This is a genomic window from Aliivibrio sp. S2TY2 (genome assembly GCF_028765525.1).
GTDB classification, from domain to species: Bacteria; Pseudomonadota; Gammaproteobacteria; order Enterobacterales; family Vibrionaceae; genus Aliivibrio; species Aliivibrio finisterrensis_A.
In genome coordinates, this window is the sequence record NZ_JARACS010000005.1 from 128,531 (window position 1) to 140,574 (window position 12,044).

The 12,044-nt window shown below is 37.2% G+C and carries 12 protein-coding genes; 6 read left to right on the forward strand and 6 right to left on the reverse strand.

Going from position 1 to position 12,044, the window contains the following annotated elements; translation table 11 throughout:
• Positions 1–23 precede the first annotated feature (23 nt).
• Positions 24–935, reverse strand: coding sequence for a YjjW family glycine radical enzyme activase (locus PVK63_RS10200; protein ID WP_274440404.1), 912 nt, complete (start codon positions 933–935; stop codon positions 24–26).
• A gap of 12 nt (positions 936–947) precedes the next feature.
• Positions 948–2,474: a YjjI family glycine radical enzyme gene (locus tag PVK63_RS10205; RefSeq protein ID WP_274440406.1), complete on the reverse strand. Its 1,527-nt coding sequence runs from the start codon at positions 2,472–2,474 to the stop codon at positions 948–950.
• Between the two features lie 275 nt (positions 2,475–2,749).
• Here PVK63_RS10205 and PVK63_RS10210 point away from each other — a divergent pair, with 275 nt between their 5' ends.
• Both PVK63_RS10210 and PVK63_RS10215 read left to right on the forward strand, forming a co-directional pair.
• Entirely contained in the window at positions 2,750–3,913 is a 1,164-nt protein-coding gene (locus PVK63_RS10210) for a sugar ABC transporter substrate-binding protein (RefSeq protein WP_274440407.1), read from the forward strand.
• Entirely contained in the window at positions 3,910–5,877 is a 1,968-nt protein-coding gene (locus PVK63_RS10215; RefSeq protein ID WP_274440408.1) for a GGDEF domain-containing protein, read from the forward strand. The genes PVK63_RS10210 and PVK63_RS10215 overlap by 4 nt, the downstream gene beginning before the upstream one ends.
• A 106-nt stretch (positions 5,878–5,983) precedes the next feature.
• Here the strand turns inward: PVK63_RS10215 and PVK63_RS10220 are convergent, their stop codons facing one another.
• Complete coding sequence (locus PVK63_RS10220; protein ID WP_274440409.1) at positions 5,984–6,874, reverse strand: LysR family transcriptional regulator; 891 nt, start codon at positions 6,872–6,874, stop codon at positions 5,984–5,986.
• Positions 6,875–7,080: 206 nt separating this feature from the next.
• Here PVK63_RS10220 and PVK63_RS10225 point away from each other — a divergent pair, with 206 nt between their 5' ends.
• The 4 genes from PVK63_RS10225 (at position 7,081) to PVK63_RS10240 (ending at position 10,709) form a co-directional block, all read left to right on the forward strand.
• Entirely contained in the window at positions 7,081–7,533 is a 453-nt protein-coding gene (locus tag PVK63_RS10225) for a DoxX family protein (protein WP_274440410.1), read from the forward strand.
• 40 nt (positions 7,534–7,573) lie between these two features.
• Positions 7,574–8,266 (forward strand): pirin family protein, encoded by a 693-nt coding sequence (locus tag PVK63_RS10230; protein WP_274440455.1) that lies wholly within the window; start codon positions 7,574–7,576, stop codon positions 8,264–8,266.
• A gap of 360 nt (positions 8,267–8,626) precedes the next feature.
• Positions 8,627–9,364, forward strand: coding sequence for a glycerophosphodiester phosphodiesterase family protein (locus PVK63_RS10235; RefSeq protein WP_274440411.1), 738 nt, complete (start codon positions 8,627–8,629; stop codon positions 9,362–9,364).
• Positions 9,365–9,410: 46 nt separating this feature from the next.
• A complete protein-coding gene (locus PVK63_RS10240; protein ID WP_274440412.1) occupies positions 9,411–10,709 on the forward strand; it encodes an MFS transporter in 1,299 nt (432 codons plus the stop codon).
• Positions 10,710–10,949: 240 nt separating this feature from the next.
• On the opposite strand, the gene PVK63_RS10245 is transcribed toward PVK63_RS10240, so the two are convergent.
• From PVK63_RS10245 to PVK63_RS20045, 3 genes are read right to left on the reverse strand one after another with little or no spacing between them, the layout of a single operon-like run.
• Positions 10,950–11,357 carry a hypothetical protein gene (locus PVK63_RS10245; protein ID WP_274440413.1) on the reverse strand — a complete coding sequence of 136 codons (408 nt, stop codon included), beginning with the start codon at positions 11,355–11,357 and terminating at the stop codon, positions 10,950–10,952.
• Positions 11,314–11,559, reverse strand: coding sequence for a DDE-type integrase/transposase/recombinase (locus PVK63_RS10250; protein ID WP_274440414.1), 246 nt, complete (start codon positions 11,557–11,559; stop codon positions 11,314–11,316). Before PVK63_RS10250 ends, PVK63_RS10245 begins: the two co-directional genes overlap by 44 nt.
• Positions 11,560–11,616: 57 nt before the next feature.
• Complete coding sequence (locus PVK63_RS20045) at positions 11,617–11,949, reverse strand: IS3 family transposase (RefSeq protein ID WP_443111689.1); 333 nt, start codon at positions 11,947–11,949, stop codon at positions 11,617–11,619.
• Positions 11,950–12,044: the final 95 nt, after the last annotated feature.

A 12,044-nucleotide genomic window follows, 5' to 3' on the forward strand; every position in this document is an offset into this window, starting at 1 on the left:
TATTATTCTTGTTTTATAAAACATTAAGTATAAATCGATGGGGTGATCACTGAACGCCCCAATCGAGTTACTAACTTGGCTTCAAACTCTTCCATCTGTACTTTACTGCATTTATCCCACCCTAGCGCTTCACCAATTACGCCATGATGTTGGAATGCATTTAAACGGATAGTGATATATTCGGGTAATGTCTTTAAATACTCACTAATAGCATCGATTTCGCACAATAAATCGGTTTTATTTGGAATGTACAACAGCCGAACTTCGTGCAATTTATCGTGTTTAGCTAATAGATTGATCGAGTGTAATACGCGATGATTCTCTCTACCGACTAACCATAGATGCGTGTCATTTTGCCATGCTTTTAAGTCAATCATAGCCCCATCTAAATAGGGTAGAATTTTCGTCCAACCTTGCTCAGACAGACTGCCATTGCTGTCTATGAAACAAGTAAGGTGACTTAATGATTTTTCGGATTTGATGGCTTTAAAGTATTCAATAATGAAAGGTAATTGTAGGGTCGCTTCACCACCAGAAATCGTAACACCACTTAAAAACGGGGCGTGTTTTTTGGTGAATTCAATTAGTTTTCCGACCGTATACGTTGTTATTTTTGGGTTTGATTTACTTGGGCAGAGATCAATGCATTTATCACATTGAGTACACAGCGCTTCATCCCATATAACTTTCTTGTTTGGTGAATCATCAAAGGTTAATGCACCTGTTGGGCATGGCTCTACGCAATCACCACAATGATCACAGTGATTAATGGTGTGAGGGTTATGACAAGTTATACAATCGTAATTACAGCCTTGTAAGAAGATCACAAGGCGGTTTCCTGGGCCATCAACACAAGAAAAGGTCAGTATTTTACTGACCAATCCTGTTTTGTTGTCGTTGATGTTATCGCCAGAAAAAAGTTCAGCGTTAACCATAGTAAAGACTTCTTATTCTGCGTATGCAGGTGTCATTTCTAGCGCCACAACACGAGGTGTACGATTCAATACTTCAGTGTTTTTCGCCGCTTCTGCTCCTAAAAACGTCGTATTGGTTCGAGAGCCTTCAGCGTCGTACTTAGCGATATCAGACAGTTTTACCATGTAACCTGTAATACGAACTAAATCGTTAGAAGCAACATTAGCGGTAAACTCACGATAGCCTAATTGCAGTGCGCCTTTTGCTAGGTTAAACATTGCTTCAGGGTTTGATTTAACCGTTTCATCAATGGTCAAAATATCACTGACACCAGAGGTGTAATATTGGTGGTGTTCAGCAGTGGCTTGCACATAAGATACTGGATCTGGCTCTGTGCCATAAGGGATGCGAACACCTGGAGTCACATCAAGATCTAAGCTAATGCCACCTTGTGCATGAAGCAGTGCTTTCCCGTGATAGCCGTGTTTTACCTCGGTTGAATCAACGATCTCTGAGAGTTGTTTTGAAATAGCGTGGCCTAATTGGTTTGCCATTTCATCATGACCGTATTTTGCTGCAATGCCTTCTTTTGCCATAAGAATATCAACGGCTTCAGCCATACCGTAAATGCCAAACATTGGTGCGAATCGGTCTTCACTAATTAACCCTTCTTTGGTTAAAAAACCTTCAAAGAAATTTGATTTTTCATGCAAGAATGAACTTCTTGTATTAATTAAGCCAAACATAACGTTGCAGTAATTAGGCAGCACGTTATTAACAAAGTCCGCTTTATTTTGGGCTTTTTTAGCCACTTCTTTTAAATTCATGCGGACAAGAGTATTAGAGCCACCCGCTAACGGTAGCGAGTTGTAGCAACTGACGATGCCAAAGCCGGTGTTATTGTACGCTTTTGCATGTACTGGGTAATTTGCAATGTGAGGTTTACTGCACTCACAAATATTTGCAGCCGCTTGACGAAGCAGGTCATCTGGTGTGATTTCAGCGTCGTACATAAAGGTTAAGTTAGGAGCAATTTGCTTTAATTCAGCATCAACACGCAAAATAGTACGACAAATAATATTATCTGTAGGGCCAATGTTTACGTGCATGAAGGCATCAGGAAGCGTGCGATCAAGCATTATCCAAAATCGTTTTATTTTTTGGTAAATTTCTTCATCACTAAGGGTACCAACAAAAGGCATAAGCACAGTATCAAGTTGGCCAAGATAAACAGGGATAGAAGTAACAGAAGGGACATGATGATAAATGATAGTGAGTAAATTTAATGCATCATCAAAATCTTCGGCCGCAGATAGCTCTAGGTATTTTGAACCTTGAGATAAAAACTTTGCGTAATCAGGCAATACATAACGAGGTTTAAAAGGGGCGTGGCCCTCAAACATATCACACAGAATGCCATCATCCAGTGCTTGTTGAGTATCAGAGTCAATCTCCATATAAGGCAAGCTAGCCTCAGCTTCTAAGGCTAAATATTGTGATTTCTGTTTTGGAGAAAGGTTTGCGTCGGTAATGATGCTATAGAAACGTTCTTGACTCATGATAAAACCCTTTTTATTAGTATGGGTTTATTCTAATGGAATAGTGCCATTTCTTTTAGTGAAAGTATGCGAAGTACTTATTTCTATTTTGGAAATGTAAAGATGTTAGTAGTTCTGAGGCGCTTTTATTTTCAGCAAGGCGTCAAATAGCAGTTATCGATAAAGCTAAGCAAAACAATCACTGATTTAGCGTTGAGCTATGCTAAGATAAATGCATTATATGTATCGTATTTATCGTCGTTTATTAAAATATCACCTAAAGTACCCTTATTGTTATGCCAAAATTGCTTATTCTAATCAGTATCTTATTTTCATTTTCTTCACAGGCCGGAATGCTTGAGTTTTGGAGTGCATTTGGTGACAACGTCGATCAAAAACTTGCGAAAGAATTTGAAGCGAGAACAGGCAATCAATTAATGATTCGTAAGTTCTCCATTGATGAAATGAAAGCTGAGTTATTATTGGCATCAAGATCGAAAAATTATATGCCAGATGTAGCATGGGTTCCGTCTGATTTTTTAGGCTTGCATAAATTCATAGGAATTACGCCTATTCCTAAAGTATGGATTAAACAAGATCAATTAGAACCAGCAGCAAAACAAAGTGCAATGGTTGGTGATAGTTATATGGGGCTCCCTTTGTTTCTTGGTAATCACCTAATGCTTTTTTATGATAAGAGCAAGATTACGACGCCGATTACGACATGGGAGCAACTGCAAGTTTTGTCTGAAAAAGAACCGGATAAAATACATATTAGTTATAGCGTAAAAGATATGTATTTCTTCTCAGCGTTTTTCAGTCTGTTTCATCCCAATATACCTCTAGACCAGCTTCATTTTGATGATGAGAAATGCTCAGAAGCACTTACGTTTTATTATAATTTAGCACAGCTTAATCACCTGAATAATGAGTGTAATAGTTTATGTAGCCGTCAATTATTTATTGATCATAAAGCATCGTATTTAATCGATGGCGATTGGGCTGTGAGTAATTTAATTGAAGAGTTTGGAAGTAATTTAGGGATCACTTCATTACCTAGTTATCAAGGGATCCCAATGCAGTCATTATCTGGTGGTAAAGTATTAACCATGACAAAAACGAGCTTTCAAGACCCTGAAAAAAGAGTCATGATTAAGCAGTTAATGCAATTGGCTCAAGATAAAGAGTTTTTAACTAGATTAATTAATGAGTATCAATATATATCAGCATCAACAGAAGTGAATCAAACAGTCATAGTACCTAATAAAAAAATAATGAATGCTGTTTATCAACAATACTTACAATCTCAACCAATGCCAACGAGTTTACGAGTTTCATTTGTGTGGGAGGCGTTAGCTAGAGGTGCTTCACGTCATTCTGATGGTATGCCTGCAAACGAAACGATGGAATACATAAGAAATATCATTGATCGATTTACAACGAAAGTGGAAGGATTATGATTTCTCGTCCTTATTTTAGCTTACGTAAGGCATTTACTTATGTTTTGCTTATCGCTTCACTTGCGCCATTGATCTTTATTAGTCAATTTTTGACTAGTCGTATTAGCGACCAATTATTAAGCCAAAAAGAGCATCAAATTCAAAATGCAGTATCGACCATTGCGCAAGAGATAGTTGTGGAGTTTGATCGTATCCAACAAAGCTTAAATTGGTTATCTCGAGATCGATTTAATATCCAAGCATTAGATAATATTTTATATTCCAGCGTTGTGACGCATAATCTCGTTCGTTTTAGTGAACTATCAGGATTGATTAATAGTGTTTATATTTTGAATGATAAATGGGAGCCTTTATATGATCTTAATGGTCGTCCATATCATTTTGAAAATAGCCAATTATTAAGAGAAATAAGTGTCGATAAATCGATATATGAACAAGGTTTAACAAAGGCTCATTTCTATACAGAGTCCAATTTAATTAAAGGGATACATACAGCCAAAGGCATTGCTTTAGTTACCCCTATGCTAGCTTATAATTTAGAGGGGGCTGGCCGTTATCGTGCATCTGGTTACGTCGTTGTTCTAATATCGTTTGATACCATAGAGCAGAGTTTTCAGCATTTCTTATTAAAAGACGAAAGCTTTAATTTAAGTCAGCATTTAGATACGCATGAAAATGTAAAATCTGAGATGTCAGAAAGTGGTATTTTAGAGCGAATTTTCGTATTGAATAATTCGTCATTTTCATCGCCATTAGCGCTTGATATTACCTATCAATTTTCGGATGTGGAACGCCTTAAAGAGATGAAATCTTCTTTACTGGCCTTATTTACTGTTATTGGGTGGACTTTTGTTACCGTTCTTTTTATTGCAATGGGGATCACTCGTTGGATCTCTAAAGAGTTTGTTGGTATGGAAGATACGATTGTCAGTTATGCCTCAAATAAAGAAGTTAAGGATAGAACATTTCAATTCTCAGAATTTGATCGAATGGCATTAGTATTAAGTAAAATGAGTATCACTATTCGAAATCAATTGAATGAACTTAAAAATAAAAATGATGAATTAAATGATTCTAAAAAAGTTATTGAGCGAAGCAATAGAAAGCTCTCTAATTTTAATCAAGAACTTGAGGTTCAAGTATCAAAACAAACAGCTCAGCTTAGCGACGCATTAACTAGAGAGGAGCTGAATAAGAACAGTTTAGCTGCAGTGATAGAATTTGGTTCAGCATACAAAGCATTGAGTTATCATGATTTACCTCAGAAAGTAGAGGCTCAGTTACAGCATTTGTTCTCTGATACTCAGTGGCAGCTACAATTTAAACCGCTAGGAGATAACGAAGGGATTCAAATATTATCTAGTAAGGATAAATTTCTAGCCAGTTTGCGTTTTGTGTCTAGCCCTCAATTAGAAGCAAACCAATTAGTATTTAAGCTGTTTGTTAAACAACTTTCATCATGGTTGGAGCTCGTTGATGTAGCAAGAAGTGATGCATTATTGCAATGTGGGAATCGTAAGGCTTTCGATGAAGATTTAGCGCATTATCAAAAACGCTATAGAGATTCAAAAGCAGAATGGAATTTTGGATTATTCATATTAGATGTAAATGGACTCAAAGCAATTAATGATCAATATGGTCATGACTTAGGTGATGAGTTAATCAGAACAAGTAGTTCTCACATTTCAGCATTATTAAGTGAAAATGACTCTCTTTATCGAATAGGTGGTGATGAGTTTGCTCTTTTAACTAAGGGAATGACCAGAAAAGAATGCACACTCTTGGCTGAACAACTACAAGTAAGTCAAGAGAGCTTAAAATTCTTTGATAAAGAAGGAAAAGCGTATGATGCGCATTACTCTATTGGTTGGTCATGCTCAGATAATACTGATTTGTTTAAAATGTTCACTATTGCTGATGAGTCTATGTATCAAGATAAGAGGGAGTATTACTTACATTTATAATGGTGCAGCACATTTTAATTAATGTGCTCTATTTCTTTACGATCTAATTAATTCAGTGCATTTACTTGCCAATAATCAATGCTTTCAATGATCGTTATAAAATAGGTTACAGCCACTTTTTATGCATTAACTCTCTTGCAAACCATTCGCACGCTTTGCCATCATTATCTTTATGCCATGCAATAAATAAAGGCGGGTTAACTCTTGGCACTGTGCATTTCTTCTCAATCAAAATACCGTCGTTTAGTTGTTGTTTAATTAAATGGCGAGGTAAAAAACCAACACCAAGCCCCATTGTCTGAGCCTCAATTTTAGCCTGCATGGTTTTAAAGCGAATTTGTTGTTTGCTCTTAAATAGACCAGTGTCTCTGGTAGGCAGTAATAAGGAAGAATCAGATACAATTAAAGAGGGATAAAGCAACAAATCACTGATATCAATAGGCCGTTCTATGAGGGCCAAAGGATGACTCTGACTTACTGCAAATAAAAAATCGACTCTACCAATCTCTTTAATTTGATATTCCCCTTTTGGTAAGTGATCTGAAACGCCAATGGCGATGTCGGTTCGATTACTATGCAGCGCATCCCAACCGCCACCGAGTGATTCTTCAGAAATAGTAATATTGGTATCATGTTCTAATTTATTGAACTCAAGAATAGACTCTAGCAAAGGAGCTAGCGGGATAATGGTATCTCTTGAGATGGTAATGTTTCTTTCCCACCCAGAATCAAGCTGCTTTACTGCCGATTCTAACTTATCGGTGGCGATTAGAATTTCTCGTCCTTGCTCTAGGATCAATTTACCTGCAGAGGTCAGTTGGGCTTTCTGTTTTGAGCGATCAAACAAAATCACATGAAGGTCATCTTCGAGCTTTTTAATGGTATAAGTGAGTGCTGAAGGGACTTTGAATAAGGATTTAGCTGCAGCGGCAAAACTGCCTTTTCTATCTATGGCATCTAATGCTCTTAGTGCATCCAGCGTAATGGGTGATTGCATGACGATCCTTATTCAATCTATATTGAGTCGTAATCTGACAGAATTGAATTAATACTAGACCTCTTACCTTATCATGCCAATTTTTATATTCAAAAAATTTGAACGGTAAGCTCAAATACTTCCAATTTTCTTTATGAACCGATTATCTATACTGATTAGCAATGACAGAGGGATCTTCTCTTAGACTTAATTGGTAAGGAAATAAAATGAAACAGAAAATTGAACAACTATTAGCTTCAAACGCAGGGTTTAACACATTAGCGCTTCGTATTCCTGTGGGCATTATCTTTATGGCTCATGGCGCTCAAAAACTGTTTGCGTGGTTTGGCGGCTATGGTTTATCTGGCACTGGGCAGTTCTTTGAATCGATTGGACTAGCACCGGGTGTCGCAATGGCATTTTTAGCAGGCAGTGCTGAGTTTTTTGGTGGCCTCTTTCTCATTCTTGGTTTGCTGACTCGACCATCGGCGTTGGTATTGGCATTTACTATGTTGATTGCGATTGTAAGCGTTCACTTACCTAATGGATTGTTTATGTCTAATGGTGGTTATGAGTTTGGTTTAGCATTATTGGCAGCGAGTGTTTCTTTGATGTTATCTGGTGGCGGTAAAGTAGCGGTGGATAACTGGTTAGCAGATCGACTAACGGTACAAAAATAACGTTGAGTTAATAGTTGGCTTGTAGATAAAGGAGAAGATGATGTTTGAATTAAGAAAAGCGAATGAGCGTGGTAGTGCAAATTTTGGTTGGTTGAATGCAAAGCATACCTTCTCCTTTGGTCACTACTATGATGTGAATCATATGGGGTTTGGTCCATTGCGAGTGATTAATGAAGACCGAATTAAACCTGAAGGTGGCTTTGCAACTCATAGTCATGAAAATATGGAAATCTTAACCGTTGTGTTGTCAGGTGCAATTGCCCATAAAGACAGTATGGGACAAAGTGAGAAGCTTGTACCTGGTGAATATCAGTTGATGTCTGCAGGGGCTGGGGTTCAGCACAGTGAGTTTAATCCCTCTTCAAATGAAGAATTGCATTTATTGCAAATCTGGATACAACCGAATGTATTTAATGGTGAGCCGAGCTATCAACAGAAACCTTTCCCTCAAGAACAAGGCTTTGTAGATATAGCAACGCCAACAGCGAGTGGAGGCTCATTTTTAATTAAGCAAAATGCGGTAATAAAGCAGCTTATTTTAGAGCCCAATACTCAGCAATCACTTTCTATTGAGTTAGGTAAAAAGGTCTTTGTACAAAGCATTAATGATGGGTTGTCAGTTGGTGAAAGGGAGCTAAGTTCTGGTGATGGGCTTAAAATAACTCAAGAGTCAGAATTACTATTTAGCAATAACAGTTCAGAAAAAGTTAAAGCTATCGTTTTTATTATGTAACTGTCTTTATTCTTACTGGTGATCTGCACTCTATACCCAAGTGACTTCAAGATGCTGAACCAAGCACCTTGAGGTTACTTGGGTATACATTAACCGCTATTTCTTTGATGAGTTGGCGGTTTTTTTATGTCTGATAAATACTCATAGTTACTGATTTTGTTTATTTTGAGGGGAGAGCCTAATTTAGTTCTACGTTATCAGTATCTTACCGTAATTAATAATGTTAACTGTTAGACAAAAAAGCAGATAAAGCTCCAATTCGAACGTTCGAATGCGCATTATGTTCGTTTGTGTCACATTTATGTCATGCTCTTCGCGTTATCATCGCTTCCATCTTCTAACACGTAAAATAGGTTAACAATGAAAACATTAATAGCGCATCGTGGAATGTCTTCTCTTGCCCCTGAAAATACCCTTTCAGCTTTCTCTTTATGCAAAGATCATGGTGTTCAATGGTTTGAATGTGATGTGGATATTCTTCAAGACGGTACGGTCATTATTTCTCATGATGATACGTTAGACCGTTGTACTGATAAAAGCGGTCGCTTATGTGACATTAGTAGCGCTGATTTATCTTCTATTGATGCAGGCAGCTGGTTTAGTGATGATTATATTGATGAGCGTTTACCTACTGTTCAACAATTAATCACAATGGCGAACGAAAAAGAACTGAATTTAAACATTGAAATTAAGTCGTGTTCAGCCAGTGCGAAGCTAAGTCATCTGTTGATTGATAACTTGATCATTGCTCTTAAAGAGTTAGCACCAGAGAGAGAGTTGATTATTTCAAGTTTTAACCACCTTGTATTATCAGAGTTTAAGCGTAAAAGTCCTCAAACTAAAATTGCGTGTTTGTTTGAAAGTCATAACTTATGGGATGACTGGAATTCAATTATTGAATGGTGCGAAGCAGATTATATTCACCCTGAAGAGAAAGGTCTAACTCGTGAAATGGTACAAAAATTCAAAGCGTCTGGCATTAAAGTTAATGTCTGGACGGTTAATGATTTAGCGCGTGCGAATGAACTGTTTAACTGGGGAGTTGATGGTATTTGTACTGATATAGCGCATAAGTTCCCTTCGAAATACAAAGCTTAAAAATAATAATAAAAAAATAAAACAATAACGTGAAAGGATTATCTCTATGAACTTATTTGAAAAAATAGGCTTTACTAGCCGAAATCAATTGTTTGGCTTTTTTTCTGTCGTAATGTCAGGCCAAATTATCTATTCGGCTTTTGAAGCCTTTAAGGGAACCTTCTATAACCTACTATTAGAAGTGCTGCAAATAGACAATACCCAAATGGGGATCTTGTTTACGCTGATAGGTTCAGCAATGTTCTTCTATATTCCGGCTGGCTGGGTCAATAACCGTTTCTCTGTAAAATCCATTTTAATCACCAGTTTGAGTATTCGATTTATAAGTATGATGGTCATCATCTTCTTACAACCCGGTTTTAGTGTATTAGTGGTTATCGCTGGTATTTGGGGCCTAGTTGATGCGGCTTTCTGGCCATCGGTTGTTAATGGTGTGACGTTAATGTCAGGTGATAGAAACAAAGGGATGGCATTTGGCTTGTTAGAATCTGTGCGACGCGCGGCGGAAATGAGTATGAATGCAGCTATCGTTGGTATTATGGCACTGGTTGGTGGCTCTATTCTTGTATTCCAAGGCGCGATTGTTTTCTACACGCTACTTATTCTTCCTATGATTTTCTGTGTATGGAAATTTGTGCCAGATAACCACATGGAAATCAAACAAGGTGAAAGCAAAAACAAAGAAGCGTTAAAAGGTTTATTCCATGTATTGAAGATGCCAACGGTATGGTTAGCGGCTATTACGTCTCTAACGGTATATTGGATTTACATCACTTTAATTTACACGGTTCCTTATCTACAAGCGGTATTTGGATTATCAACAGCACAAGCGGCTATCTTCGGTATTATTAATACAGGTGCAATGGGCGTAGTTGCTGGTTTAGTTGCGGGTTCGATTGCTGATTTCGTATTTAAATCGTCGATAAAAATGATGTTCTTTGCACTAGGCTTAACAGCGGTTTGTTTAGGCGTCACTATTGCGTTGCCTAAGACTGAAGGCATGCTGATGATGAACATGGTGCTACTAATGTGCTTCTCATTCAGTATCTTCTTAGCAAAAGGAATTATCTTAGCGCCAGTAGCAGAAGCTGGAGTACCAAAAGATTACAGCGGCTCTGCAATGAGTGTGGGTTCGTTTGCGGCTTATGCTTCTGTGTTCTGGGCTTATGCATTGAATGGTTGGATTATCGATACTTACCCTGCGATTGAAGCCTATCAAATGATCTTTGGTATTGGTTTAACGGTAGCGGTACTTGGCATGGTATGTTCACTTATCTTGATTTCACTGAAAAAGAAAAACAGTGGTGGCGATGAAGGTGATAAGTTAATTGAATCAGAAGCTTAATTGTAAATAATTGCTTTGAGTAACCCCCTGCAGCCTATAGGTTACTGGGGGTTATTTTTTATTTATCAGTTTCAGGTATACCAGTAAAAGTGACCCGCTGAGCTTGATGTTTCTCTGCTTCATATTGAATTATTCGAAATGAATGTGTATCAATTTGAAACACACAATGAATGTGCTGATTTTCTAATAATCGGTTCTTACACAAATCTAAAAATGAAATTAATGAGCTACAAATTAATGTCATGACTTTTCTCGACCAAGCTTGAAGAACGATAACGAATCTCGCTGCGAAGCTGATAAGTGCGAAAGTTCAGTTGCGGCTTGTTGAGTTTGATTAATAGCAGCCACATTTTCATTGATAAGGTCAGATGTATTTACTACGTTTCGAGCTATTTCATCGGTAACTGAAGATTGCTCTGGTGCAGCAGTCGCAACTAATGTATTGATATCCGAAATAGCACCAACAGATTGGGTAATAATAGAAAAAGATTCTTGTACTGATTCAGACATTGAGACGGATTGGCTAATCAGTTCCATATTCAAGGTCATGTTTTGATATGCTTCTTTAGATTGTAATTGTAATTTAGAAATTAGTTCTTGGATGTTAATGGTTGATTGTTGTGTTTTCCCAGCATTCCCCTTTTCCACTCAGGCTAATATTCATTTTCATATCGTTCATTAAAGAACGATACTCATAGCTTGTATATTGACTTCCTCTATCAGAATGATGCAATAAACCAGTGGGTGGCTTTCTTTGCCAAAAGGCCATTTGAAGGGCTGAGTTACAAAGAAATGTTTTCATGCGGTTTGCAATCGACCAATCAACAATTCGTCGTGAATCTAATTCCATAACAACAGCAAGATAAATAAATCCTTGATGTGTATGGATATAGGTAATATCTGCTGTTCAACAAGTATTTATCTTATTAACTAATAACTTACGATCTAGCCTGTTTGGTTCAATCCTATAATTATGAACGCTATCAATAGTTACTTTAAATTTCTTAGGATACTTCGGCACAAGCCCTAATCTGCGCATCGTCATTCTGGCTTTGTATCGTCCAATAATGATCCCTTTTTTAGCTAATTCAGAAACAATTCGCCGACTACCCAATGTAATTTTATGTTCTTTAAAGGTTTCCTTTACAGAAACATTAAACTTAAATCTATTGATATCAATGACGTTTTTTGTTTTTGCTATGTATAAAAAGAACTCGTACCGACATTCATGACAGCGCAAAGTATTGTTATTGGCCAGTCTTCTTTATGCTGTTGAATAAATTGGTATTTTATTCGTTTTCCTTCACAAAGAAGATTGTGGCCTTTTTTATAATA

What these genes read in the sequence shown, in the direction of transcription:
- PVK63_RS10200 (WP_274440404.1), bottom strand. Translation starts at nt 935, where the DNA reads ATGGTTAACGCTGAACTTTTTTCTGGCGATAACATCAACGACAACAAA.
- PVK63_RS10205 (WP_274440406.1), bottom strand. Translation starts at nt 2,474, where the DNA reads ATGAGTCAAGAACGTTTCTATAGCATCATTACCGACGCAAACCTTTCT.
- PVK63_RS10210 (WP_274440407.1), top strand. Translation starts at nt 2,750, where the DNA reads ATGCCAAAATTGCTTATTCTAATCAGTATCTTATTTTCATTTTCTTCA.
- PVK63_RS10215 (WP_274440408.1), top strand. Translation starts at nt 3,910, where the DNA reads ATGATTTCTCGTCCTTATTTTAGCTTACGTAAGGCATTTACTTATGTT.
- PVK63_RS10220 (WP_274440409.1), bottom strand. Translation starts at nt 6,874, where the DNA reads ATGCAATCACCCATTACGCTGGATGCACTAAGAGCATTAGATGCCATA.
- PVK63_RS10225 (WP_274440410.1), top strand. Translation starts at nt 7,081, where the DNA reads ATGAAACAGAAAATTGAACAACTATTAGCTTCAAACGCAGGGTTTAAC.
- PVK63_RS10230 (WP_274440455.1), top strand. Translation starts at nt 7,574, where the DNA reads ATGTTTGAATTAAGAAAAGCGAATGAGCGTGGTAGTGCAAATTTTGGT.
- PVK63_RS10235 (WP_274440411.1), top strand. Translation starts at nt 8,627, where the DNA reads ATGAAAACATTAATAGCGCATCGTGGAATGTCTTCTCTTGCCCCTGAA.
- PVK63_RS10240 (WP_274440412.1), top strand. Translation starts at nt 9,411, where the DNA reads ATGAACTTATTTGAAAAAATAGGCTTTACTAGCCGAAATCAATTGTTT.
- PVK63_RS10250 (WP_274440414.1), bottom strand. Translation starts at nt 11,559, where the DNA reads ATGGAATTAGATTCACGACGAATTGTTGATTGGTCGATTGCAAACCGC.